The 24,400-nt window shown below is 72.9% G+C and carries 16 protein-coding genes and 2 tRNA genes; 15 read left to right on the top strand and 3 right to left on the bottom strand.

Annotation, left to right across the window (positions count from 1 at the left end; all coding sequences use genetic code 11):
• Positions 1 to 327 precede the first annotated feature (327 nt).
• Positions 328 to 1,755: a hypothetical protein gene (locus WME79_RS40485; RefSeq protein ID WP_437526081.1), complete on the top strand. Its 1,428-nt coding sequence runs from the start codon at positions 328 to 330 to the stop codon at positions 1,753 to 1,755.
• An 83-nt stretch (positions 1,756 to 1,838) separates the two neighbouring features.
• Positions 1,839 to 3,311 carry a UDP-N-acetylmuramoyl-tripeptide--D-alanyl-D-alanine ligase gene (locus tag WME79_RS40480; RefSeq protein ID WP_437526078.1) on the top strand — a complete coding sequence of 491 codons (1,473 nt, stop codon included), beginning with the start codon at positions 1,839 to 1,841 and terminating at the stop codon, positions 3,309 to 3,311.
• Positions 3,312 to 3,362: 51 nt separating this feature from the next.
• Here WME79_RS40480 and WME79_RS40475 read toward each other — a convergent pair whose 3' ends face one another.
• Positions 3,363 to 3,974, bottom strand: coding sequence for a peptide deformylase (locus tag WME79_RS40475; RefSeq protein ID WP_437526076.1), 612 nt, complete (start codon positions 3,972 to 3,974; stop codon positions 3,363 to 3,365).
• Between the two features lie 163 nt (positions 3,975 to 4,137).
• On the opposite strand from WME79_RS40475, the gene WME79_RS40470 reads away from it, so the two are divergent.
• From WME79_RS40470 to WME79_RS40455, 4 genes are all read left to right on the top strand, one after another.
• Complete coding sequence (locus WME79_RS40470; RefSeq protein WP_437526073.1) at positions 4,138 to 6,597, top strand: MMPL family transporter; 2,460 nt, start codon at positions 4,138 to 4,140, stop codon at positions 6,595 to 6,597.
• A 1-nt stretch (position 6,598) separates the two neighbouring features.
• The gene (locus WME79_RS40465) at positions 6,599 to 8,008 is read left to right on the top strand and encodes a hypothetical protein (RefSeq protein WP_437526070.1); all 1,410 of its coding nucleotides are present in this window, start codon (positions 6,599 to 6,601) and stop codon (positions 8,006 to 8,008) included.
• Positions 8,005 to 9,360: a hypothetical protein gene (locus WME79_RS40460; protein WP_437526067.1), complete on the top strand. Its 1,356-nt coding sequence runs from the start codon at positions 8,005 to 8,007 to the stop codon at positions 9,358 to 9,360. The genes WME79_RS40465 and WME79_RS40460 overlap by 4 nt, the downstream gene beginning before the upstream one ends.
• A gap of 337 nt (positions 9,361 to 9,697) precedes the next feature.
• A complete protein-coding gene (locus tag WME79_RS40455) occupies positions 9,698 to 10,123 on the top strand; it encodes an RNA recognition motif domain-containing protein (protein WP_437526064.1) in 426 nt (141 codons plus the stop codon).
• Positions 10,124 to 10,237: 114 nt separating this feature from the next.
• On the opposite strand, the gene nhaA is transcribed toward WME79_RS40455, so the two are convergent.
• The gene (gene nhaA / locus WME79_RS40450) at positions 10,238 to 11,644 is read right to left on the bottom strand and encodes a Na+/H+ antiporter NhaA (RefSeq protein ID WP_437526061.1); all 1,407 of its coding nucleotides are present in this window, start codon (positions 11,642 to 11,644) and stop codon (positions 10,238 to 10,240) included.
• Between the two features lie 155 nt (positions 11,645 to 11,799).
• Between nhaA and WME79_RS40445 the strand changes: the two genes are divergently transcribed.
• From WME79_RS40445 to rpsI, 7 genes are all read left to right on the top strand, one after another.
• Entirely contained in the window at positions 11,800 to 13,152 is a 1,353-nt protein-coding gene (locus WME79_RS40445) for an MFS transporter (protein WP_437526059.1), read from the top strand.
• A gap of 58 nt (positions 13,153 to 13,210) precedes the next feature.
• Positions 13,211 to 15,046, top strand: a complete 1,836-nt coding sequence (gene glmS, locus WME79_RS40440) for a glutamine--fructose-6-phosphate transaminase (isomerizing) (protein ID WP_437526057.1) — start codon at positions 13,211 to 13,213, stop codon at positions 15,044 to 15,046.
• Between the two features lie 159 nt (positions 15,047 to 15,205).
• The gene (locus WME79_RS40435) at positions 15,206 to 16,966 is read left to right on the top strand and encodes a sensor histidine kinase (protein ID WP_437526054.1); all 1,761 of its coding nucleotides are present in this window, start codon (positions 15,206 to 15,208) and stop codon (positions 16,964 to 16,966) included.
• Positions 16,967 to 17,156: 190 nt separating this feature from the next.
• Positions 17,157 to 17,243: transfer RNA gene (locus WME79_RS40430), tRNA-Ser, on the top strand.
• Positions 17,244 to 17,348: 105 nt separating this feature from the next.
• Positions 17,349 to 17,433, top strand: a tRNA-Ser gene (locus tag WME79_RS40425).
• A 487-nt stretch (positions 17,434 to 17,920) separates the two neighbouring features.
• A complete protein-coding gene (gene rplM, locus WME79_RS40420; RefSeq protein WP_012240013.1) occupies positions 17,921 to 18,370 on the top strand; it encodes a 50S ribosomal protein L13 in 450 nt (149 codons plus the stop codon).
• Positions 18,371 to 18,378: 8 nt separating this feature from the next.
• The gene (rpsI, locus tag WME79_RS40415) at positions 18,379 to 18,771 is read left to right on the top strand and encodes a 30S ribosomal protein S9 (RefSeq protein WP_272102704.1); all 393 of its coding nucleotides are present in this window, start codon (positions 18,379 to 18,381) and stop codon (positions 18,769 to 18,771) included.
• 233 nt (positions 18,772 to 19,004) lie between these two features.
• Here rpsI and WME79_RS40410 read toward each other — a convergent pair whose 3' ends face one another.
• Positions 19,005 to 21,131: a peptidoglycan DD-metalloendopeptidase family protein gene (locus tag WME79_RS40410; protein ID WP_437526049.1), complete on the bottom strand. Its 2,127-nt coding sequence runs from the start codon at positions 21,129 to 21,131 to the stop codon at positions 19,005 to 19,007.
• A gap of 81 nt (positions 21,132 to 21,212) precedes the next feature.
• On the opposite strand from WME79_RS40410, the gene WME79_RS40405 reads away from it, so the two are divergent.
• Together WME79_RS40405 and WME79_RS40400 are read left to right on the top strand one after the other, a co-directional pair.
• Positions 21,213 to 22,085, top strand: a complete 873-nt coding sequence (locus tag WME79_RS40405) for a tetratricopeptide repeat protein (protein WP_437526046.1) — start codon at positions 21,213 to 21,215, stop codon at positions 22,083 to 22,085.
• 3 nt (positions 22,086 to 22,088) lie between these two features.
• Positions 22,089 to 23,345 carry a DUF2062 domain-containing protein gene (locus tag WME79_RS40400; protein WP_437526041.1) on the top strand — a complete coding sequence of 419 codons (1,257 nt, stop codon included), beginning with the start codon at positions 22,089 to 22,091 and terminating at the stop codon, positions 23,343 to 23,345.
• The last annotated feature ends 1,055 nt before the right edge of the window (positions 23,346 to 24,400 follow it).

Here is a 24,400-nt window from a genome sequence, read left to right as displayed (position 1 = left end):
GCGTACGCCGGAGCGGCGTGCGCGCCGCTGGCGCCGAAGAAGGAGCGCGCGCCTCGTGAGCGCCTCGGTGGCGGGACGAGCTCGCTCTTCACCGAGCCGACCCGAGGAGCGCACCCCTGGCGTCGCTATCCTGCGTCCGTGACGGGCGGTGTCGTCACGGCGCGGCGCTGCGTGGCGCCAGCGCCAACGAGCGGCAGCGCCTCGCGGGGACGGGGCGACGCGTCAGAAGGATGGCCGCACGCCGAGAGTTGGGGGTAGATTGAGAGCGCTGTTCCGCTTCAGTGTGAGGCGGAGGGGTCGCGTGGGCGGTCCCTCCGAGGCGCGCGGATGACCGACAAACACGTTCCATGGGGAGCCCCCGAGAGTGAGAGGGCGGCGCAGCCAGGCCGGCCGCTCTCGTCGGCGCACGGCTCGGGGATCCCTTTCCGGCCGCTGCCCGTGCCGCCGCTGATGGCGCCCGGCGCCCTGCGCCCGCTCTCCGCACAGTACGCGCTGAGCCCGCATCTTCAGCAGCAGAGCCCGCCCGCGTTCTCCGGGCCGGTGCCGTCGGCGCCCGCGTTTCTGGGGTCGGCGTCATCGGCACCCGCGTTCTCGGGTGCCATGCCGGCGCCGGCGTTCTCAGGGCCAGCTCCCGCCGGGTACACCCAGCCGCCGACGGCGAACGTCTCGGCGCGCGGAGGGACCCTTCCGCCCGGGCTCGTCTCGCAGCAGGACGTGCTCTCGGCCAGCGGCGTCTTTTCTCCGAGCGCGCTCCCGTTCATCTCGGCGCCGCCGCAGTCGGATCCGGTGCCTCCGAGCCAGGTGGCCTTCCAGCCGGCGCCGATCACGGACCGGATGGGCGCGAGCGCGGCGCAGCCGCCTGCGCCGGCAGCGCCGCCCGGGTTCGCGGGTCCCGGCTTCGGTGCCGCGGGGCCCGCTGTGCCAGATGCCGCGCGCGCGCCGATGCCATCGGTCCACGCCGGCCAGCCGCCTGCGCCGGCAGCGCCGCCCGGGTTCGCGGGTCCCAGCTTCGGTGCCGCCGGGCCCGCTGTGCCAGAGGCCGCGCGCGCGCCGATGCCATCGCCTCACGCCGGCCAGCCGCCTGCGCCAGCAGCGCCGCCCGGGTTCGCGAGCCCTGGCTTCGGTGCCGCCGCGCCCGCCGTGTCAGAGGCCGCGCGCACGCCGCTGCCCTCGCTGCACGCGGGGATGTCGGCTCAGGCCGGGCCGCCACCGGCCGCTGCGACCGCGTCGGCGATGAGCGCTGCTCCCGGCGCGGCGGCGCACGTTGCGCCTCATGCGGCTGGCGGGTGGGACGGCGCGGCGGCGCACGGCGCGCCTCAGGCGGCCGGCGGGTGGGACGGCGCGGCCATGCCCCCGGCCGAGAGCCCGTGGGCCACCACGTCGGCGCGCCTCGAGATGCCGGCGCTCCCGTCGACCTTCGTTCAGGAGCGCCCGGAACCGCAGAAGCCACCCGCCGCCGTCGTGCCGCGGCGGCGGGAGGGCGGCAGGACGCTCATCATCGTGCTCAGCGTGGTCCTGGCGGTGGCCTTGCTGGCGCTCATCACGATCACGCTGTGGCAGAGCATGCGCGGCGGAGGACCGATCGCGATCGACTACAAGGAGCCGCCGCCCACGGCCACCGAGGCATCGCCAGAGCCCACCGTGAGCGTGACAGCGGCCCCCAGCGCGCCCGCTGCGCCCCGCCCAGCCGCGCGGCCACGGCCGAAGAGCGACGACATCTACGACGAGGTCGAGAAGGAAAAGACCCGGCGCTGAGGCGGCGCGACGCCGCACACACGGGGCGCGCCGCAGGCGATTCGTTGGCCCCGCGCCTCGTTCCGTGCTGGTGATCGCCCGCGATGGCGACGCCGATCCCGCACAACCTTGCCCCCTTCTCCCTCGACGAGCTGGCGCGCGCGACCGGCGGGCGCGTGCTGAGGAGCGGGCCGGACGCGCGGGGCGTCTCGACCGACAGCCGGACGATCGCGCCAGGAGCGGCGTTCGTCGCGCTCGCCGGCGAGAGCTTCGATGGCCACAGGTTCCTCGACGCCGCCGCGCAGCGCGGGGCGGCCGCGTTCCTTGTCTCCCGGGAGGTGGCCCTGCCGCCCGGAGGAGGCGCGGTGCTCGTGAACGACGGCCTCGCGGCGCTCGGGGCGCTGGCCAGAGCGCACCGCGAGCGATGGCGGACGGGCGCCCACCCCGACGGGCCGCGGGCGATCGTCGCGATCGGCGGTTCGGCCGGCAAGACGACGACGACGCGGACGATCGCGGCGCTGCTCGCGGGGGTGGGCCGCGGCGAGGTGCACGCGACAGCGGGCAACCTGAACAACGCCATCGGGCTGCCAATGACGCTGCTCGGGCTCGAGGACCGCCATCGCTTCGCGGTCGTCGAGATCGGCACGAACCAGCGCGGCGAGGTCGCGGCCCTCGCGCGGATCGCGGGGCCGGACCTTGCCGTGCTGACGTCCATCGGCGTCGAGCACACCGAGGGGCTCGGCACGCTGGACGACGTCGCCGCCGAAGAAGGTGATCTGCTCGCCGCCTTGCCGGCCGAGGGCGTGGCCTTCGGCAACGGCGACGACGCGAAGGTGGTCGAGCAGCTCGAGCGCGCCGGAGCCGCGCGGCGGATCACCTACGGCTTCGGGGAGCGCGCGCGGATCCGGATCGCGGGGAGGCGGCCGGTCGGGGTGCGCGGCACCTCGGTGCGGATCGAGCGGGGAGGCGAAGCGCTGGAGCTCGTCGTCCCGCTGCTCGGCGAGGCGGGGGCGCTGGCGGCGGCGGCGGCCGTCGCCGTCGTGGAGGAGGCGGTCGGCGAGCCGCTCTCGACGGAGCGGGCGGCCCGCGCCGCCGCAGGGCTCGCGCCGCCAGGGGACGGGCGCCTGTCCGTCCGCGAGCTGCCGGACGGCACCGTGGTCATCGACGACAGCTACAACGCCAACCCGCTGTCGATGCGATCGTCCCTCAGGACGGCCGTCGAGGTCGCCGAAGCGCTCGGGAAGCGGCTGGTCCTGCTGCTCGGCGAGATGCGCGAGCTCGGCGCGCTCGCGGCGGCGGAGCACGACGCGCTCGGCGAGCAGGTCGGCGCCGTGCGCCCCGCCGCGCTGATCGCCGTCGGCGGCGATGCGGCGCGGATCGCGCGCGCTGCCGAGGCTGCCGGCGTGCAGGCGTGGTTCGCCGGAGACGCGGACGCCGCTGCGGCCCGGGCGCAGGAGATCGTCGAGCGCGGCGATCTGGTGCTCGTGAAGGGCTCGCGCGGGATCAGGATGGAGCGGATCGTGGAAGCCCTCGTCGCCAGCGCCGGGCGCGGCGCCGGCGCGTCGCCCTCGCCGTGAGCGCGCGCCCACCGGTCGAGCACGCTCGCCTCCCGGCGCGCCGGGCCGCGGTCACGCGCCGAGCGCAGCCCGCGCCTCGGCGACGGACAGGCTGAGCAAGAGCTTCGCCTCCTCGTTGCTGCAGAAGGAGCGCGTGACCATGCGATCGACGTACAGCGTGCCGCGGAGGTGATCGACCTCGTGCTGGAGGATCCGCGCGGGCCAGCCCGTCGCTTCCCACCGGACCTCCTTGCCGTCCTCGTCCACGCCGCTCACCTCGACCGACAGATCGCGCTCGACCAGCGCCATGTAACCCGGGACGCTCAGGCAGCCCTCGAAGAACGTCGCCCGCTCCGCGCCTGCCGCGTCCGGGAGCGACGGCGCGAGGACCCTCAGCGTCGGGTTGATGATCACCCGGAGCGGGAAGGGCACGCGGCCGCGCTCGGCGCGCTGGCCTGGCGCGAGGCGGGACATGAGCTCCTCGCTGTCTTCGAGCACGATCACCTGCTGGTCGACGCCGATCTGCGGCGCCGCAAGCCCCACGCCGGGCGCCTTGCGCATGACGGAGACCATCGTCGAGACGAGGTGCTTGAGCCGCTTCGTCCCGATCTCTTCGGGCGGGACGGGCGCGGCGGGCTTCCGCAGGACGGCTCTGCCTGCGAGGACGATCGGGGGGAGCTCCATGCTGCCGGGATGAATCGGCGCCCTCGCGAGCGCAAGCGTTGTGAGCTCGGGAGCAGGGTCCGTGTGGGGGGCCTCGCGGCGAGGCGGACGTGAGGGTGGATGTCCTCGCGGCGAGGCGGGCGTGAGGGTAGAGGAGCGGCGCCGGGCACGGCCCGGCGTTTCCATGGCAGCACCTCCTCCGCCTCCGTCGGCTCGCGCGGACGCCCCCCGCCGGCCGCTCCGCCTCGTCGTCATCGTCGTCCTCGCGGCGCTGACGCTCGCCGCCTTCGCCGCCGTGACGCTGCGGCTACAGCTCGAGCCGAACGTCGCCTCGCTCCTGCCGGAGCGCGGAGACGCCGCGGCGCTGCGCCGGTACGTGCGCGGGTTCGGGGGCGGTGACCTCGGCGTCGTGATGGTCAAGGGCGACGATCCCGACGAGAACGCGGCCGTGGCCGCGGAGATCGCGCGGGCCCTCGCGGCGCGCCCGACCGTGCAGCGCGCCGCCGATCGGATCGATGTCTCGCGCTCGCTCGATCCGTGGGTCGCGTTCCGGCACGCGGACGCGCGCGTGCGAGAGCGCCTCGCCGCCGCGCTCTCGCCCGAGGGGATGCGGGAGCGCCTCGCCGAGACGCGCGCCATGCTGCTCGCGCCGGGGGGCGGCGCCGCGGCCGAGACGATCGCGGCCGACCCGCTGCGCCTCTCTCAGCTCGTCTTCGAGTCCGCGGACATCGGATCCGGGGTGCGCACGCAGGCGGACGGCGCCTTCGCCACGGACGACGGCAAGGTGCACCTCGTCCTGGTGCAGCCAGCGGGGCAGGCGCTCCGCGGCGCCGACGCGCGGGCGTTCGTCGCGGACGCGAACGCCGTCCTCGGCCCGATCCGCGCGGCGCACCCGAGGCTCACGCTCGGGCTCACCGGCGGGCACGCCATCGCCGCGGCGACCGAGGCGATGCTCACGCGCGATCTCGCGATCTCGGGGTCGCTCTCGATGCTGCTCGCCTCCGTCGTCTTCGCGCTGCTCTTCCGCCGCCTGCGCGCCCTCGCCGCGGTGATGCCGCCGCTCGTGCTCGGGACCCTCTGGACCGCGGGGCTCGCCACGACGCTCCCGGGCGGGCTCAGCGCGATCGCCGTCGCCTTCATGTCGGTGGTCGTCGGCGTTGGCGTCGACACCGGCGTCCACGTCTACGCCGCGCTGCTCGAGGCGCGGCGCGAGGGCCTCGATCCGGAGGCGGCCGCGCGCGCTGCGAGGGCGCGGACCTCCCGCGCGGTGCTCATCGCCGCCGTCACCGCGGGGGCGGCGTTCGGGGCCCTCGCGCTGTCGGACATCAACGCGCTCCGGCAGCTCGGGCTCCTGTGCGCCGCGGGCGAGGTCCTGACGGCGATCGCCATCGTCCTCGTGACGCCGGCCGTGGGCGCGTGGCTCGAGCGGGGGACCCCGCCACTCGAGGCGCCGGCGCGCTGGACCGACGGCCTCTATCGGCTCACCCGCACCCGCGGCCGCGCGCTCGCGCTCGCTGGGCTCGCGGCGCTCCCCATCGCGGCGGTCGCCCTCGGCGCCTCGCCGCCGCTCGCGGAGGCCATCGTCGCGATCAGGCCGGCCGAGCTCGAGCCCCTCAAGGTACAACAGGAGATCTTCGAGGCGTTCGGCGGGCGGCGAGGGCAGTGGGTGGTGCTCGTCGCGGACGGCGACCAGGAGCGCGCCCGCGCGCGGGGCGACCGGATCGCGGAGCGCCTCGCCTCGATGAAGGCCGACGTGGAGGCTGTCGACGCGCTCACCGCGCTCGCCCCCGCCGCCCCGACGCAGGCCGAGCGCTTCGCCGCGCGCGACGCGCTCGATCTGCCCTCCAGGGCCGACGAGCTCGCGCGCGCGCTCCGCGACACAGGCTTCGCGCCCGAGCGCTTCTCGGCGGTGCTCGACGGGATGCGCGCGCCGCCCCGGCAGGAGGTGGCGCTTTCCGATCTCGAGCGCGGCCCCGCGTCCATCCTGCTCTCGCGCTACCTCGGGGCGGACGGGGGGGAGGCGCTCGTCGCGCTGTACGTGCGGCCCCGCGAGACCGGATCGGTCGAGCGGATCGAGCGCGCGCTCCGCGAGGAGGATCCGCGCGCCATGCTCACCGGCTACAGCCGGCTCGAGGCGTCGCTGCGCGAGACGCTCGCACACGACATGCCGAGGATCGCGCTCGTCGCGGGTGCGCTCGTGCTGCTGGCGCTCTCCGCTTCCCTCCGCAGCGCGCGCGACATCGCGCTGGCCGCGCTCGTCGTCGCCTCGGAGATCTCCCTCGTCCTCCTGCTGATCCGGGTGCTCGGCATCCCCCTGCACGCGTACGACGCGCTCGTGATCCCGGTGCTGCTCGGGATCACGGTGGACGAGGGCATGTTCCTGCTCCACCGCGCCCGCGACATCGAGGCGGCGGGCGGCGGCGACGCGGTGATCCGCGAGACGCTGCGCCGCGAGGGGCCGGCGATCGCCGCCACGGCGCTGACCACGGCCGCGGGCTTCTCAGCGCTCGCGTTTTGCGGCTTCGACGGCCTCCGCGATCTGGGCCGGGTCGGCGCGCTGGGCAGCGCGGTCGGCCTCGTCGTCGCGCTCATCGTGGTGCCGGCGGGGCTACGGCTCTGGCCCCGGGCCCACGGACGCGCATAACATGTCGCCGTTGTCGCCCCGGGGCCTCCTCCTTGTCGCTCTCCTCGCGCTCGCGCGTCCCGCGGCGGCGCAGCCGTCTCCTCCGCCCGCCGCGCCGCCGCCTCCTGCAGCGCCGGCGCCGAGGCCGCCGCGCTCGGCCTTGGCTCGCGCCGTCGACGCGCTCGTGCGCTCACTCGACGCCGTGGACGGCCGCGCGCTCGTGGCCGCCGCGCCGCTGGTCTCCGACGCGCCGGCGCCGCGCGGCGCCCAGCTTGTGGCCACGCTCGCCGCCCACGTCGCCGGCAAGCTCGGCGCCGGCGTGCGCGCGCAGAAGGACCCGATCCCGCTGCCGCTCGCGCGCGAGGCGGCGCGCGACGACGCGGCGCTCGTCCACCTCGTCGTCGAGATCGCGGCGGGGCGGCTGCGCGTCACCGCGGACGTGTACCCGGTGCCGCGCACCGTCTGGGCGCGCATCCGCGACCCGGAGCCGGGGCCCATCGCCCACGCCTACGCCGAGGCGCCCCTCGACGCGGAGATCCGCAGCTTCCTGGCGCCGATCCCGCTCGTCGCCGCCAGGGTCGACCGCGCGAAGAACTTCGAGGGCGACGTGGTCGCGCTCGCGTGCGGCGATCTCGACGCCGACGGGGCGATCGAGCTCCTGAGCGTGAGCCGCCGGCGCGTGACGACGCTCCGTCTTCGCGGCGGCCGGGTCGTGCCGCTCGCGTCGCGTCCGTGGCCAGACGTGGTCGCCGTGCACCCGGCGCCGCTCCGCGAGCCGCTCGCGTTCGCCACGCTCGTCGAGCGCGCGAGGGACGGCGAGCTCCTGCCGCCGTTCGCCGACGTCGGGCTCACCGACCGCGCGCGCAGCGTCCGCTTCGACGGCGAGCTGAAGGCGCTCGCCGAGCTCCCGGGGCTGGCGATCCCGGACGCGGGCGGCTCGGCCTGCACGACGGCGTGGGGGCCGCTCCTCACGGGCCCGCTCGGGCCGTGCGCCCCGGCGGATCCCCCGCCGGCGACCGCGGCGCTCTCCGGCCGGTACGACGCGCTCGCGTCGGCGCAGCTCCTGTCCGCGCAGGGCGAGCCCTTCGCGGTCTGGGCGACGCGCGAGCGCGGCGCGGTCGAGCTCCGGGACAGCGCGGGCCGTCGCAAGGTCGTGGGCAGCGCCGGGGCGCAGCTCGCGGTCGGCGATCTCGATCAGGATGGAGAGCCCGAGCTGCTCGCCAGCCTCGACGTCCTCGATCCGCTCGAGGACGCCGTCGTGGTCTGGTCGTGGCGGCGCCGGGAAGGGGGCCCGGCCCGCGCGGCGCCCGAGGAGATCCTGCGCTTGCCGGCGCCGGCGGGGGTGCGCGCCCTCGCGGTCTGTCCGCCCGACGGGGCCGGGCGCGCCCCGTTCGCCGTCGCGACGGCGGACGAGATCTGGGTGGTGCGGTGAGCCTCCCGCGCCGCGCCTTCCTCGGCGGCGCCGGCGCGCTGCTCGGCGCGGCCGCCCTCCCGGAGGTCGCGCGTGCGATGGGGCGCACCCCGCTCGGCGGCCGCCTCTCGATGCACCTCCCGTGGCCGACGAGCTCGCTCGATCCGCACGATCTGAGCGATCCCGCCGCGGCGCTCTTCGCGCCGGCGATCGCCGACAGCCTCTACGGGCTCGATGCGTCCGGGAACCCGTACCCGACGCTCTCGTCCGCGCTGCCGTCGCGTGAGGCGGATGGCGCGGTCGTGCGCCTTCGTGAGGGGTTGCGCACCGCGCGCCTGCTCAAGCTCGACGGCCGCGACATCGTGAGCTCCGTCGAGCGCGCCCGCGCTCGCGGCGCCGCCGCGGCGCTCGCCGACATCCCGAGGCCCGAGCGGCACCCGAGGGATCCGCTCGCCGCGGTGTTCCCGCGCGCGGATCCCGCCCGCGTCGCCCGCGCGCTCGCGTCGCCGATGGTCGCGCTCCTGCCGCGCGGCTTCGACCCCGCGGCGCCGGATGGCACCGGCGCGTTCCGGGCCGACGTCGGCCCGGCGCAGATCACGCTGACGCGCAACGACGTCGCCGCGCGCGGCGCCGCCTTCCTCGACGCGATCGAGGTGATCCGCTCCGAGGACCTGACGACCTCGCTGCGCGCGTTCGAGACCGAGCGCGACGACCTCGGCTGGCTCGGCGCCGGCCTCCACACGAACCGCCGCGGCGCCGTCCGCTTCGATCTGGGCGTCGCCGGGTGGATCGTGCTCACGACGGGCCCCGACGCCGGGCCCTTCGGTCAGCCTGGCGTTGCGCAGCGGCTGGTCGACGCGCTGCCGCCCGAGCGCCTCGCGCACCTCGGCCTCGTCGGCCTCCCGAGGGCGCACGGCGATCCTGCGTGGGGAGGGCCCCCGGCGTCGCTGCTCGTGGACGAGTCAGCCGCCCACCTCGTCGAGGTCGCCGAGGCGGTCGCGCCGATCCTCTCGCGGCCTGGGCACGAGGTCACCGCGGAGCCGGTGGCGCGGGCGGAGCTCGGGCGCCGCCGCGCCCGCGGGAAGGCGACGCTCGCGATCGAGCTGGTGCGCCCGCTCGGCCCCGGGCCCCTCGGCGCGCTGCTCGCCCTCGCAACCGCCGACGATCGTAGCCGCGCCCTCGACCTCGCCCGTCACCCGCCCCGCCTCGTGCCCAGCGCCGCCCCCCGCTCGCTCACCGCGACGCTCCGCCTCGGCGTGATCGCCGAGGTCCGGATCGCGGGCGGCGTGCTGCCGGACATCGCGCTCGCGCGCGCCGCCAGCGGCGAGGGCTGGGATCTCGGCGCCACCTTCCGCCGCCCTGCGAGGCGCTGACATGCGCCCACCCCGTGGGGAAGCGAGCGCGACCGCGCGGCAGCTGTTCGGGACGTCCGGGCGAGCGTCACGGCGATGGAGGCCGCTTCGAGCGCTTGCGCGGTGGGGACATTTGGTTACTATCGGCTGGTCACGAACGTCACTGGCACTCGACACGACGCTTCTCTTCTCGGGGATCGCGGATTGATCGCGGACTGGACGACGCAACGTGTGGCGCACCGGGGGCTCCTCCCCAGCGCCGCCCCCCCTCGATCCCCCACGGCTCCATCGGGGCGGCAGGGCACTGTTCGGCACCGAAGCTGACGCATCTCGCAGAGCCGTGAAGTGAATCAGTGTCATGGGTACTCGCCTCTACGTTGGTAATCTCCCCTTCTCCGCCACCAAGGCCTCCGTGCAGGCCGCGTTCGCTCAGAGCGGCGAGGTGACGGATGTACACATCGTGACCGACCGCGAGAGTGGGCAGTCGCGTGGTTTCGGGTTCGTCACGATGGGCACGCCTGAGCAGGCCCAGCAGGCGATCGAGAACATGAACGGCGCCATGATGGACGGCCGTCCGCTTCGCGTGAACGAGGCGGAGGAGCGGGTCCAGCGCGGCGGCGGCGGCGGCGGCGGCGGCGGTTACGGCGGCGGCGGCGGCGGCGGTTACGGCGGCGGCGGCGGCGGTGGTGGCCGCGGCGGCCGTGGCGGTGGCGGCGGCGGTTACGGCGGCGGCGGTGGTGGCGGCCGCGGCGGCCGTGGCGGTCGCGGCGGCGATCGGTACTGAGCCGGACTAGGCCGACGTTTTAGCGGCGGTGCCTCTCCCCAGAGGCGCCGCCGTTCTCGTTTGTGCGCTGCCCTCTGCGGCGACCGCCGTCACGCGCTCCGAGGCCCCGGTCGATCAGTACTCCGTCGATGCCTCCGCCTCATCGGCCGTCGCGGCGATCTGGCCTGCCTCCGCGGGGCGGAGCACGAGCTTGCCGACGGCCATCGCGACCAGGGCCGAGAACAGCGACCCGAGCAGGACGGCCAGCTTCGCGACCCCGAGCCTTTGCCCCGTTCCGAACGCGAGCCCCGCGACGAAGATCGCCATCGTGAAGCCGATACCCGCGACGCATCCCACGACGAGCACGCCTCGCCAGAGGACGCCGCGCGGGAGGGCGGCGAGGCCGAGCTTCACCGACAGGAAGCACGCGACCATGATCCCGAGCGGCTTGCCCAGCATCAGGCCGAGGACGACCCCGAGCAGCAGCCGCGTCGAGCCCGCCGCGCCGAGGTGCACGTCGCCGAGGCTCACGCCCGCGTTGGCGAACGCGAACAGCGGCATGATCCCGTAGGCGACCCACGGATGCAGCGCGGCCTCCAGGCTCACGACGGGCGGCAGCGCCTCGCGCCGCGCCTGCGAGAGCTGCGCGAGCGGCCCCGTGAGCTCGCGCGCGTCATGCCCGCCGGTCGCGCGCTCCTGGAAGTCCTGCAGCGCCCTCCGGGCCTCGGCGAGGAAGCCCTCCTCGCCGAACCACGGATGCACCGGCGTGAGCAGGCCGAGCAGGACCCCCGCGATCGTGGGGTGGACGCCGGCGCTCAGCAGGCCGGCCCAGGTCACGACGCCGGGCGCGACGTAGACCGCCGGCGAGCGGACGCCGAAGCGCTGAAGCGCGAGCACGCCCGCGATGCCCAGGGCCACGAGCCCGAACCCTGCGACCGAGGTGCTCGACGAATAGAAGATGGCGATGACGAGGATCGCGCCGATGTCATCGATGATCGCGAGCGCGAGGAGCAGCACGCGCAGCGCCGCCGGGACGCGGTTGCCGAGCAGCGCCAGCGCGCCGACCGCGAACGCGATGTCCGTCGCCATCGGCACGCCCCATCCGCTGCGCTCCGGCGGGCTCGGGTTCAGCGCGAGGTAGATGAGCGCCGGGAAGAGCATGCCGCCGAGCGCGGCCGCGACGGGCAGCACCGCCCGCTTCAGGACGGAGAGCTCGCCCTGATGGATCTCGCGCCGGATCTCGAGCCCGACGACGAAGAAGAAGATCGTCATCAGCCCGTCGTTGATCCAGAAATGGAGATCGTGCTCGACGACGTAAGAGCCGAGGCCGAACCTCACCGGCGTGTGCCAGAGGCGCTCGTACGAAGCTGCCCAGGGAGAGTTCGCCCACGCGAGGGCCACCGCGGTGGCGATGAGCAGGACGATGCCGCTCGCCGCCTGGACGTGGAGGAACCGCTCGAGGGGCTGGAAGATCCAGAGCGCCAGGCGGCGCGCGGGCAACCAGGTTCCGGGCGGAGCGTTGCGGAGATCCGAGGTGCCCATCCCGCGCGTACGGTAGGGCGCCCCACGGCGATCGAGAAGCGGCAATGACGGCAGCTCCGCGCTTCCGGAGCGCGGAGCTTGCTCCTTTGCCTGGCGGGCGTCAGAGAGCGGCACGCTGCCCGCCCCTCGCGCTTGGGGCGGGCCGCTCACAGCCGATGCCACCTTCCATCCCTTCAGAGCACAGGCCGTCGCCGCGGGCGATCTCGCTTTACTACTTCGGTATCTTCGCCGTCCTCGGCGTGTACCTGCCGCTGTTCCCGAGCTGGCTGGAGGCGCGGGGGATCCAGGGGCTCGCGATGGGGGCGATCGCGGCGACGCTCCCGGCGATGAGCCTCATCGCGCCGCCGGTGTTCGGCTTCATCGCCGACTCGCTCGCCGTGCGGGTGTGGTTGATCCGGGCGGCCTGCGCCGGCGCCTTCGTCGTGTTCGCGCTGCTCGCGCTGTCGTCGGCGCTCGGCGTGTCGCTCGGCTTCGGCGGCCTCTTCGTCGCGGCGCTCGCGTTCGCGTTCTTTCGATCGCCGATGTTCACGATGGCCGACGTCGTCGCGGTGGAGGCGTCAGCGAGCTCCGGCATCGCCTACGGCAGGCTCAGGCTCTGGGGCTCGATCAGCTTCGCGCTGATGGCGATCGCCAGCGGAGCCCTCGTCAATCCGGCGCGGCCGGCCGCGTTTCCCGCCACGATCGCTGCCTCCCTGCTGATCGCGTTCGCCATCTCGTGGGCCCTTCCGGCGCGCGGCGAGGCGCCCTTCCGTCGGTCCGGCCTGCGCGACGGAGCGGCCGACACCGCGGGCACGGCGCGCTCTCCGGCCACCGAAGGCGAAGGCGCCGCGGGCGCGGCGCGCTCTCCGGTCGCCGGAGGCTCCGTGCGGCAGCGCGCCCGCGCCCTCCTCCAGAGCCACGATTTCCGCCTGTTCCTCGCGGCATCGTTCCTGGCTCAGAGCGCCACCTCTTCGTACGATCTCTGTTACACGCTGCACCTGCGCGACATCGGTTTCCCCGAGTCGCTGGTGGGGGTCGCGTGGGCCGTCGGCGTCGCCGGCGAGATCGCGCTCATGGCGTTCTCCGGCCCCCTGCTCAAGCGGTTCGCTCCGCCCACGGTGCTCGCGTTCGCCTTCGCGGGCGCCTCGCTCCGCTGGGCGCTGCTCTCGTATGTGCGCTTCTGGCCCGCCCTGCTGGCCATCCAGCCGCTCCACGCGATCTCGTTCGGCATGATGTGGGTCGCCTCGCTCGCCTACACGCGGGATCGCTCCCCGCCTGAGATCCTCGCCACGGCGCAAGGGCTCTTTTCGGCCAGCGCTGGCGCAGGATCCGTCGTCGGGATGCTCGTGTGGGGTGAGCTCTACAAGCGCGGGGGCGGCACCCTCACTTTTGGGGTCGCCTCGATCACGGCGTTGATAGCATTCGTCCTGGCTGTGACCTTCGCGCGATCAACGCGACCAACGCGACCGACGCGGCGTTCACCGTCAGGGGGCTCAATTTTCTCTGTCAGCTCCCGGTGCCAGGAGTAACGTTCCATTTTCTGCCGCACGCGTAGGCGCGCGCGGGCACTACCTGAACGAGGCGAGCATGTGCGGGATCGTCGGATACGTTGGGTCAAAAAAGGCGGCGCCGATCATCGTCGAAGGGCTACGGAAGCTCGAGTATCGAGGCTACGACTCGGCCGGCATCGCCATTCATGACGGCAAGGGCATCGAGATCGTCCGGACGCTCGGCAAGCTGATCAAGCTCAGCGAGGCGCTCGAGAAGCGGACCCTCGACGGCACGACCGGCATCGGCCACACGCGGTGGGCGACGCACGGCCGCCCGAGCGAGGTGAACGCCCACCCGCACTCCGCGGGCCCGGTGGCCGTCGTGCACAACGGCATCATCGAGAACCACGTGGCCGTCCGGCAGCAGCTGGAGAGCCAGGGGGTCAAGTTCCTCTCCGACACGGACACCGAGATCGTCGCTCACCTCGTCCACCGCGAGCTCCAGAAGGGCGCGAAGTCGCTCTTCGAGGCCGTGCGCGGCGCGCTCCGGCAGGTCCACGGCGCCTACGCGATCGCGGTCCTCTCGCGCGATGAGCCCGACGTCATCGTCGCCGCCCGGTACGGCTCGCCGCTCGTCGTCGGCGCTGGCGAGAACGAGATGCTGTGCGGCAGCGACATCCCCGCGCTGCTCGCGCACACCCGCGACATGATCTTCCTCGAGGACGGCGACATCGTCGAGCTGCGCGCGAGCGGCGTCCGCATCGAGACCGTGACCGGCGGCGAGAAGGTCGAGCGGCGCGTGAAGCGCATCGACTGGAGCCCCGTCCAGGCGGAGCGCGGCGGCTACAAGCACTTCATGCTGAAGGAGATCCACGAGCAGCCCGACGTCGTCGAGGCCACGCTGCGCGGCAGGATCGATCTCGCCGCCGGCGACGTGCACGCGACCGAGATGGGGGTCACGCCCGAGTTCGCGAAGGAGCTGCGCCGGGTCTACATCGTCGCGTGCGGCACGAGCCACCACGCCGGCATCGCCGGGCGCTACTGGATCGAGCAGCTCGCCAGGGTCCCCACGGTCGTCGAGCTCGCGAGCGAGGTCCGCTACCGCGAGCCGATCTTCTTCCCCGACGATCTCGTGATCGCCATCAGCCAGTCGGGCGAGACCGCCGATACGATCGCGGCGCTCAAGGCGGCGAAGGCGCAGGGCGCCAAGGTGCTGGCGCTCTGCAACGTGCTCGACAGCGCGATCCCGCGCCTCTCCGACGGCGCGCTCTACACGCACGCGGGCCCCGAGATCGGCGTCGCCTCGACCAAGGCCTTCACCACGCAGCTCGCCGCGCTGCTCCTGCTCGCCGTCTACCTCGGCCGCCGCCGCGACTCGCTGTCGGCGGAGCGCGGGCGCGAGATCCTCCAGGCCCTCTGGGAGATCCCGAGCCACATGCGCGAGGTGCTCGGCGACGCCGACTACGTGCACGCGATCGCGAAGCGCCTCGTCCACGCGAAGGACGTCCTGTTCCTCGGGCGCGGCCTCGGCTTCCCCATCGCGCTCGAGGGCGCGCTCAAGCTGAAGGAGATCTCGTACGCGCACGCCGAGGGCTACGCGGCCGGCGAGATGAAGCACGGGCCGATCGCCCTCATCGACGAGGCGCTCCCCGTGATCGTCGTCTGCCCGCGCGACGCGCACTACGACAAGACGTTCTCCAACCTGCAGGAGGTCCGGGCGCGCGAGGGGCAGGTCGTCGCGATCGCCACGAAGGGCGACGAGTCGATCCTCGAGATCGCTCAGCACCACGTCTGGATCCCCAAGGTGCCGGACGAGGTCGGGCCGCTCCTTACCGTGCTCCCGCTCCAGCTCATCGCCTATTACGTCGCCAACCTGAAGGGCAACGACGTCGATCAGCCGCGCAACCTCGCGAAGACGGTCACCGTCGAGTAACGAGCAACGCCGCTCTCGCGGCGGTGCATCCCCGCCGCGGCGAGCGGCCTCCTCTGCGGCGCGCAGCGCTCCTCTGCGGTGCGCGCCCCTCCTTCTTCGGCGCGGGCGCTCCCGCGCCGCGCCTGCGCGCCCGCGCGGGGCCGCGGCTATGCTGCGCGCATGCGCATCCCCGGCAGGACGGAGCGGCGGGTCGTCGCGGCCATCCTCGTGACCGCCCTGATCCCGCTCGTCGCCAGCATCGTGGTCGCCAGGACGGTGATCGCGCGGGTGTCGGCGACGGCGTTCCAGCCCGAGTTCGGCGTCCACCTGGACAGGGCGCTCGGCGTGTACGCCGAGCTGGCCGCCGCCATCAAGCAGGGCATGCGCTCCGAGGCCGACGCGATCGTCGCGGCGGACCCGCTGCGCGAGAGCGCCTTCACCGGCGACGCGCAGCGCCTCGAGGGCGAGCTCACGCGCATCATCGCGGCTCACCCCGCGCTGGTCTCCCTCCGCGTCGAGCGCTGCGGCGGCGAGCTCGTCGGAGCGCGCGAGCGTGGCCGCCCTGTGGATCCGGCGCACGAGAAGACGCTCACGGTCCGGAAGGCGATCGCGCGCGCGCCCGGCCACGCCGCCGAGCCCGGCGATCCCGCGCCCGACGACGGCGGTTGCGACGGCGACGCGCGGACCCTCATCGCGACGTTCGCCGCGCCGAGCGCACGCTTCGACGAGCTCGACGCGGCGCAGGCGTTCGCGCAGGCCTACCACGCTCTCGAGCGGGAGCACCGGAAGGAGTACCTCGACGAGAGCTACGGCGACGCCTTCGCCGCCCTGCTCGGCGCGACGATCCTCCTCGCGATCCTCGCCGGCGTGCTCGTGGCGCGCCCCGTGGTCGACCGCATCGCGCGGCTCGCCGCGGCGACCCGGCCCGTTGCGGAGGGCGACCTCTCGGTGCGCGTGGGGCTGCAGGGCGACGACGAGGTCGCCGATCTCGGCCGCGCCTTCGATCGCATGCTCGAGGAGCTCGAGGGCAGCCGCGCGCGGATCGAGTTCCTCAAGCGCATGGGCGAGTGGCAGAAGATGGCGCGGCACCTCGCGCACGAGATCAAGAACCCGCTGACCCCGATCCAGCTCGCCGTCGAGGAGTGCCACCGCCGCTATGCGGGCATCGACCCGGCGTACCAGCGCTTGCTCCAGACGACGCTGGAGGTCGTCGAGGAGGAGGTCGGCACCTTGCGCCGCCTCGTCGGCGAGTTCTCCAATTTCGCGCGGCTCCCGCGGGCGGAGCTCGAGCCCTCGGATCTCGCGGAGTTCCTGCGCGAGCAGGGCGAGCGCTTCGCCGCGGTCGAGGAGGCGGAGCGCGAGCACGCCTCGGACGAGGCGCTGCTCGGGCGCGTCGATCTCGAGTTCGACGTGCCTGACGTGCCCATGCCGGCCGCGCTCGATCGCGAGATGCTCCGGCGCGCCCTCGGCAACATCGTGCGCAACGCGGCGCAGGCGCTGCGCGACGCGCAGCGCGCGGCGCCCGGCGGAGGAGCCGGAGAGCGCCCGGGCGCCGCTGTGTGGGGCAGCGTTCGCGTCTCGGCGCGGAGCGAGGGGCAGAGCCACCTCATCGCGATCGACGACGACGGCCCGGGCATCGATCCCGCCGTGCGGGACTCGGTGTTCGATCCGTACGTCACGACGCGGTACGACGGCACGGGGCTCGGCCTGAGCATCGTGAAGAAGATCGTGGTCGATCACGGCGGCACCATCGACGTGCTCGAGTCCCCGCTCGGAGGCGCGCGCTTCGTCATCCGGCTCCCGCGCGCAGGCACGCCGGCGGCGCGCGCCGCGCTCGGCGCCGAGGCCTTCTCCGACGGCGATCGCGAGCCTGCGTCCGAGGGCGCCGCGCCGATGCGGCCAGCCGCTCGTGGAGGGCAGGCGCCGCGCGGGACGGGGTAGGGCCGCGCCCGCCGGTGCGGCGCAGCGGATCCTGCAGCGCCAGAGAGCCGCACGCTGGACGACGAGCGCTGCCCCGGGAGCGCGCTCCGGGCTGCTGGCGAGGGGCCTCGGCGCTGAAAGCGCACCTTCGGACCGGTCGGTGGTCAGGAGATGCTTGACCAGCCGGCCCCGCTTTGCCATGTTCGCCGGCGGAGAGGTGACCGAGAGGCCGAAGGTGCCTGATTCGAAATCAGGTGTACCCGCAAGGGTACCGCGGGTTCGAATCCCGCTCTCTCCGCTACGCTTGGCTGCTTGCCCCCATTGAAGCAGGGGTGCTCTGACCGCCCGCTCTCTCGCGAGCGGCGCCGGTCCGGCAGAAGCGGGGCGCGTTGAAGTTGTATCGGGAGAGGTGACCGAGTGGTCGAAGGTGCACGACTGGAAATCGTGTGTACGGCAACGTACCGCGGGTTCGAATCCCGCCCTCTCCGCTGAGCTGAACCGTCGATCGACTCCTTGGCGTGATGAGCTCCTTCAAGCGAGCCAGCAGGACGTCGGCGAGCGATGTGACGTGAACGATGAGCGATGAGACCGAGCGGCTGGTCGCTCGACCGCCGTACCCGCTCGTCGAGTCGAAGTCGGGTTTTCTATAAGTGTTGCCTGTCGCGGCGTTCGAGGGGGAAGCTTTGAGCTCGTTCGCCGTCGATGCGGCCAAGGCGCTGCCTGGTTCAACGCCTTGGCAAGCTGGATGATCAGGCAAACAAGAGAAATGTGGGAGCCCGCGACACGCCAGCGGTGCGAGGCGGGACGTACGGGACGTACGGAGCGCCGACGGCTTGTCGACGGACCCCGCTTGACCAACCCCCGCAGGACGATGACGATGCTCCCGCAGAAGCCTGAGACGCTTGACAGGCGAAGGGCCGCCTTGTAGAAGTGGCGCCCCTTTTTGGCAGGCGCCCTTCCGGAGTTTTTCGCCCAATGAATCCTCAGCCCAAGTCCTTTTCCGCCAAGCCTGCGGAGGCCCGCAACGAGCGTACGTGGTGGGTGATCGACGCGGAAGGCAAGCCCCTCGGCCGCCTTGCCAGCCGCATCGCCACGGTGCTCCGCGGCAAGAACAAGCCCACGTTCACGCCGCACGTCGACACCGGCGACTTCGTGATCGTCGTGAACGCCAAGAAGGTCCTTCTGACGGGCCGCAAGCTCCAGCAGAAGAACTACGTGCGGCACAGCGGCGAGCCGGGCGGCTTCCGTTCCGAGTCGTACGGTCACCTGCTCGAGCGCAAGCCGGAGCTCCCGATCCAGAAGGCCGTGAAGGGCATGCTCCCGAAGAACGTGCTCGGGCGCGAGCTCCTCACCAAGCTCAAGGTCTACGCCGGTCCCGATCACCCCCACGCGGCGCAGAAGCCGCAGCCCCTTAGCTACAGCTGAGCAAAGCCATGACGGAAACGAGAACGTACGCCACTGGTAAGCGTAAGACCGCCGTTGCGCGCGTCTTCCTCTCGCCGGGCACCGGCAACATCAAGGTGAACCAGAGGCCCGCTGACGATTACTTCGTCCGCGAGACCTCGCGCATGGTGATGCGTCAGTCGCTCGAGCTGCTCGAGCTGCTCGATCAGTTCGACGTGAACGCGACCGTGGTCGGTGGCGGCCACAGCGCGCAGGCCGAGGCGATGCGGCACGGCATCGCGCGCGCCCTCTGCGAGCTCGATCCGGAGCGCAGGTCGTCGCTCAAGCGCGCGGGCTTCCTCACGCGCGACGCGCGCAAGAAGGAGCGCAAGAAGTACGGCCAGCCCGGCGCCCGCAAGCGCTTCCAGTACTCGAAGCGGTAACAGGCCTGGGCCGCCGCCCATCGAGGCGGACGCCATGGCAAGGACATCGAGGACGCGAGGGTTCATCCCCTCCGCGTCCTCGGTGCGTTTTGTCTGCCTGATACCGCGGAAGCGCCGAGGACGGGACAACTTGTCCCTCGGCATCCTCGCGCCTTCTGGTTTCATCGAGCGAACCTTTCGGTCCGCTCGGGGTTCTCTTGTTTCATCGAGCGGACTTCTCGGCCCGCTCGGCGTTACATCGCTTCCGGCGGGCTCTTGAGATCGGCGCCTTCGATGAGCTCGCCCTCATCGTCCCCGGCGCCTTCCGGCGGCTGCGCTTCTTGCTCGTTCGGTCCGCTCGGTCCGACGTCCGGTGCCGCGGCGGCTGCGGCGGCTGCGCTGCCGGTGGCTGCGGGCGGCGGCGAGGGAGGCTCTGCTGCCTCCTGCTTCACCGGTTCGGGCGGCGGTTCGGGCAGCGGAATGGAGTCGAGCCGCTTGTCGAGCGCTTCCTTCGTCGCGGCAAACGCCGCGCGATCGATGCCGGGCATCACGCGCTCTCCATCGAGCTGGAGCGTCTCGGCATCGAAGTACTTGCCGTCCCTCTTCGCGCTGAAGTGAAGGTGAGGGCCCGTCGAGCGGCCCGTCGATCCGACGTAACCGACGAGCTGGTGGGTACCCACCTTCATGCCGGCCTTGATGCCGGGGGCATACCTCGACAGGTGCGCATAGCCGGTGGTGACCCCGTTCGCGTGCGTCACCGTGACGAGGTTGCCGCTCGGACCCGCCAGACCGACCCAGTCGACCACACCGCGATACGCCGAGTACACCGGCGTTCCCATCGCCGCGCCGAAGTCCGTCCCGTTGTGGGGCATCCTCTTCTTCAGCACCGGGTGCATCCGCTGCGGGTTGAACTTCGACGTCACGGGCGCGCCCGGGACCGGCGCGCGCCAGCCGCCGGCGTGCGGCTGCCGGCCGCGCTCATCGAACGAGCCGCGAGCCTCCTGCCCCTTGAAGTCGTAGATGCGTACCGGCTTCTCCGCGGGATCCGGGGGCCGGTACTCGAGCGCGACGACCTTCTTGTACCGGGAGAACATCCCGAGCGCCGTCTCCTCGATGGCGATCAGCCGGACCGTGCCCCCCTCCTCGAAGCTCTCCGTCGAGATGCGCCCGCTCAGCGCGTCGTCGATCACGTCGAGCACGCCGGGCTCCAGGCCCCCCGCCCGGATCGCGTTGGCGAGATCCTTCCCCACGTAGAAGGAGGCGACGACCTCCTCCTCGGCGATCTTCATGTCGAGCGTGGCGCCCGTGAGCAGCCCGGCCGCGTCGTCCCTCGCCTGGTAGATCTCGCTCGCCGAGACCTCGTACTCGAAGGCGCGGACGCGGCGCGTGGAGCGATCCATCGCGACCGTGAACCGGTCCTTGCGGCCGCACTTGTCGAACTTCCGCAGCCCGTCGAAGGCCTTCATGATCCGGTAGATCTGCGCCTTCGGTACGCCCTTGTCGTCGAGGGCCGTGATGAACGACCGGCGGTCCATCGCGTCGCTCACCAGGAGCACGGAAGGATCCTTCCCGAGCTCGGAGATCCGCCACGGGCCGGGCAGCGGGGTGCGCTGCTTGGTCTTCACCTCGGGAACGGCGGAAGGCCTGGCGGCCTCGTCCGTACCTGCTGCCGAGGTCGCCGGGCTCGCGGCGACCAGCGCGCGCTCGTCGCGCACCGGGACGCCCTGGATCAGCAGCGCGATGAGCGAGGTGAGCGTCGCGAGGCCGAAAATGCCGCCGAAGACCGCGGTCATGCGCGGCGACAGGTGCGGTCCTGGAGGGGGCCGGCTGAGGCCGGGTGGAAGCCGCGGGCCGTCCGTCGAACCGGGGCCCGCGTGGGGACCGCCGTCCATGAGCGACGGCGTCCGCAGGGGCTGCACGCGCGGATCGCTGCCGCGCGACCAGGGCGCCGAAGCGCGCCCGCGAGAAGAAGGAGGAGGGAGCTGCGGCGGCCACGTCGACGCCGCGCGCGCGCGCAGATCGCTGCTGCGCGACCAGGGAGCGGCCGGAGCGCCTTCACCCCGGCGACTGCCCTGCAGCGGCGCGGTCAGCGGCGGCGTGGCCGGTCTGCTGGGGGCGTCGAGCGCGTCGTCCGTGACGTCCTCGGCCGCGCCGATGCGCACGATCTCGGCGCGCGGTGCGTCCTGCGGGACAGCAGCGCCAGGCTCCGCGCGCGGCGCGTCTTGCGGGACAGCGGCGCCAGGCTCCGCCGCGCTGCCGGCCTCTCCGCTCCGCTCCCTGGCGCGGTCCTCGGCGTCCGGCGCTCCGGAGGCCTCGAGCGGGTTCTGGGGTACTGCACTCGGCACGCCGACGTGCGTACCAAGGCATCGACGGGGTTGCAACCGCGCGACTCCCTGGCCGACGCAAGGGTTGCGCGGAAGGCGGATCCCATCGTACGCCGGTCGCGTAAGCTGACGGGCCTGATGGACGACCGGCTGAAGCAACTTCTGGTTCTCGGCAGGGAGCACTACGAGCGGCGCGAGTACGATCTCGCCGAGCATGCCCTGCGACAGATCATCGAGAAAACCGACCGCTTCGCGGACGTCTACAACATGCTCGGCGTCATTCTCCACGAACGCGGTGATTTCCTTGCGGCCGAGGCCCACTTCGAGCGCGCGGTGCAGCTCAACGAGCACTACACGGAAGCGCTGCTGAACCTCGCCGTCACCTACAACGACCTCGGCAAATACGAGGCCGCACGGCAGGTCTACTCTCGCATCCGCCGCGGCGAGGGGGGAGCCGGCGCCCTCGACCCGTTCGCGCGCGGCAAGATCGCCAACATGCACGCCGATCTCGCGCAGGCCTATGCCGACGCGGGTTGCGCGCAGGAAGCGATCGCCGAGCTCACGCGGGCTGTGGCGCTGTGCCCGACGTTCGTGGATCTTCAGCTGCGCCTCGGGACGATGTACCGCGACGCCGGGAATCTGGAGCTCGCTCGCGAGCATTACGCCGCCGCGCGCGACGCGAACCCGAAGTACGCACCAGCGCGCGTGCTGCTCGGGGTCGCGCTGCTCTCTCTTGGTGCGCCCGATCAGGCGAGCGCCGAGTGGCGCGAGGCGCTCGCGCTCGATCCCGACAACAGGACGGCGAAGATGTACCTTCGCACGCTGGAGGCGCAGCGGAGCGGGCGCGCTGCGGGCGCTGTGTCAGGCGAGCCGGCGCCGGCCGCCGCGGCGGGCGGTACGTGGGACGCGCTCGACGAGGCGACACCCACGACCGTGAGCGACATCCTCTCCAAGACGACGGCCGATGCAGCGGGTGAGACGGATCGTGCTGCACGGGAAAGCAAACCCTGAACGTTGGCGAAATACTCTCTCCTCCGAGAGGAGGCGCGCCGCGCGTGGCGTGAGCTCCGTGGCAGCGAGCTGTCCGCCGGCCGGACCGCCGTGGCGGTCGCGATCGGCCTGTTCATCGGGTCGCAGCCGATCTTCGGTTGCCACACGCCGCTCGTGCTCCTCCTCTGTCTGTGGTTCCGTCTGGATGCGGCGATTGCCTGGGTCGCCGCGAACATCTCCAACCCCTTGTTCGCGCCAGCGCTGCTCACGGCCGAGGTCCAGGTCGGAGCGTACCTCCGCACGGGTCGCTGGCTGCGCCTCTACGAAAAGATGAGCTGGGCGCAAGCGCTTTCGGACTTCCCCGAGTACATGTTCCTCGGCGCCCCGGTGGTCGGGCTCGCGCTCGCCGCGCTCGGCGGCGGCCTGATCTTCGTCCTCGTCACGCTGAAGCGGCGCCGCGCTCCCTCGCTGCAGAGCAGCAGGATGGAGCCGTATCGGCTCCCCGGGGATGCGCCGCCGTGGGTTCACGCGGTCGAGCGCGTCGCCGGGAGGTACAGCCCGCCTGAGGGCGCTACGCCGGCGCAGCGTACCCGCTTTCACTATGTCCGCTTCAAGCTGCTCGGCGACCCCATCGCCCGGTTGATTGCCGACATCGCTGGCGACCGCCCCGGCGCGCTCGGGGAGGTCCTCGATATCGGGACCGGGGCTGGCCAGCTGCCGATTCTCCTGCTCGAGCTGGGGAGGGCCGAGCGCGCGCGTGGGTTCGACTGGGACCGAGCCAAGATAGAGGACGCCCGGCGCGCGGCCGGCGAGGGCTCTGGCGCATCTCTCCCGCGCTCGTCCGAGTCGCCCGGCCCGCCCGGCGCGCATCGCGCGGCCCAAGCCGCCCCTTCGCTGAACGCCGAGTTCTGGTGCGCAGACGCGCGCGAGGCCGAGCTCGGAACTGCAGACACCGTGCTGCTCATCGACCTGCTCCACTACTTTCGCGTGGAGGAGCAGGACACGATCCTGCGGCGAGCGGCGGCCGCGGTTCGTCCGGGCGGGCGCCTGCTCGTCCGCGAGGCGGACACCGAGCGCGGCTTGAGGAGCTCGATCACGCTCCTTGAGGAGCGTGTCTTCACCGCGCTTCGATTCAACCGGGGCGAGCGTGTGCGCTTCCGTCCTGCCCGAGAGATCGCGGCGCTCCTCGAGCAGCTCGGCTTCTCCTGCGAGACGATGCCCGCCTGGGGGAAAACGCCCTTCTCGAATGTCCTCATCGTCGGGAGCCGAGCCCAGCGCTGAGCCCGAGTCGCCCTTCCCCGCGAGCTCTCATCCTCCCACCGCCGTCACAGCGCGCTCAGCGTCTGCGGCCGTTGGCGGGGTGTCCGATCCAGCGTGCGACCTCTTGTGCATCCCCCAGTTGCTCGATCACCGCGGATGGTTAGAACCTGTCCAGTACGTTGACGCGTTGGTCTCGCGGCTCCTTTCGGTACACGAGCCGCGCTATCGGGTGGAGCGACCGCTCTCCGCTCTGATCCCGCGCTGATGGCACAGACCATGCCTGTCCCACGGGCATGGCCGCGGAGTCCCGCTGTCCATGTCCCTTCCTGATCGCTAGAGGCCGATAGGCCTCTCGTGGCTCCTCCTTGAGAGGCGTCGGGCTCGCCCACAAGCCGGCAATATCCGCCTGGGGCGTCCTGTCCAGGTGTCCGTGGAGGTGCGTTGAGCGCCGGGCCGGCCGGGTCCAGTGTGGCGCCGAGGGCGCCGTGCGATCGTCGAGAAGGCGCCGGATGGGCGGAGCGGGTCAGGCGTTCACAGCAACGACGCTTGCGCGCAGCGCCGATCGTGCTCTGCCATGTCGGCAGTCCCGGCCACGCTCACTGCCCCACGGAGCGAGCACCGCCCGGCGGGAGTCCGGCCCCGGATGACCAGACTCCTGCGCCGCGTCGTCGCGCCGGTGACCCTCCCTTTCGTCTCCTTGGAGCTCCGCCCGCCTCACGCCCCAGCGTCCGTTTCGAGGCCGCGTCAGCGCTGCGTGACAGGAGACCCGACGGGATCGCTGATACGCGAAACTAGATGTGGTGGTCCTTCGATGATGCCCCACGATATGTTGGGGGCTCAGCGGGTGTTGACGTGGTGCTCTCTCCCGATCCGACGTCGACAAGAGCACGGGCATGGCGGCTCGGTAACCTAGCGTCCTGGGCACCAGAGCGGACATGTGTGCACAGACGCGAGCGCGGAGCGGCGCCGCCTGTGTCGTGTCACCAGGCGGAGCCGCTCAGCAGCGGTCGGGCGGCAGCTGACGGGCCTTGCGAGCGGAATTCTCCGTCGTCCTACGAGGAGACGACATGGCTTGG

It is taken from the genome of Sorangium sp. So ce726 (genome assembly GCF_051521405.1).
In the GTDB taxonomy this organism is placed as follows: domain Bacteria; phylum Myxococcota_A; class Polyangia; order Polyangiales; family Polyangiaceae; genus Sorangium.
The sequence above is the reverse complement of the archived record's forward strand: the minus strand, read 5'-3'. Positions and strand labels throughout refer to the sequence as shown.

Bases quoted from the DNA above. Each gene is read 5' to 3' on its own strand.
- WME79_RS40435 (WP_437526054.1), top strand. From the start codon at position 15,206: ATGCGCATCCCCGGCAGGACGGAGCGGCGGGTCGTCGCGGCCATCCTC.
- WME79_RS40470 (WP_437526073.1), top strand. From the start codon at position 4,138: ATGGCAGCACCTCCTCCGCCTCCGTCGGCTCGCGCGGACGCCCCCCGC.
- WME79_RS40480 (WP_437526078.1), top strand. From the start codon at position 1,839: ATGGCGACGCCGATCCCGCACAACCTTGCCCCCTTCTCCCTCGACGAG.
- WME79_RS40465 (WP_437526070.1), top strand. From the start codon at position 6,599: ATGTCGCCGTTGTCGCCCCGGGGCCTCCTCCTTGTCGCTCTCCTCGCG.
- nhaA (WP_437526061.1), bottom strand. From the start codon at position 11,644: ATGGGCACCTCGGATCTCCGCAACGCTCCGCCCGGAACCTGGTTGCCC.
- rplM (WP_012240013.1), top strand. From the start codon at position 17,921: ATGAATCCTCAGCCCAAGTCCTTTTCCGCCAAGCCTGCGGAGGCCCGC.
- WME79_RS40485 (WP_437526081.1), top strand. From the start codon at position 328: ATGACCGACAAACACGTTCCATGGGGAGCCCCCGAGAGTGAGAGGGCG.
- WME79_RS40405 (WP_437526046.1), top strand. From the start codon at position 21,213: ATGGACGACCGGCTGAAGCAACTTCTGGTTCTCGGCAGGGAGCACTAC.
- glmS (WP_437526057.1), top strand. From the start codon at position 13,211: ATGTGCGGGATCGTCGGATACGTTGGGTCAAAAAAGGCGGCGCCGATC.
- WME79_RS40445 (WP_437526059.1), top strand. From the start codon at position 11,800: ATGCCACCTTCCATCCCTTCAGAGCACAGGCCGTCGCCGCGGGCGATC.
- WME79_RS40475 (WP_437526076.1), bottom strand. From the start codon at position 3,974: ATGGAGCTCCCCCCGATCGTCCTCGCAGGCAGAGCCGTCCTGCGGAAG.
- WME79_RS40455 (WP_437526064.1), top strand. From the start codon at position 9,698: ATGGGTACTCGCCTCTACGTTGGTAATCTCCCCTTCTCCGCCACCAAG.
- rpsI (WP_272102704.1), top strand. From the start codon at position 18,379: ATGACGGAAACGAGAACGTACGCCACTGGTAAGCGTAAGACCGCCGTT.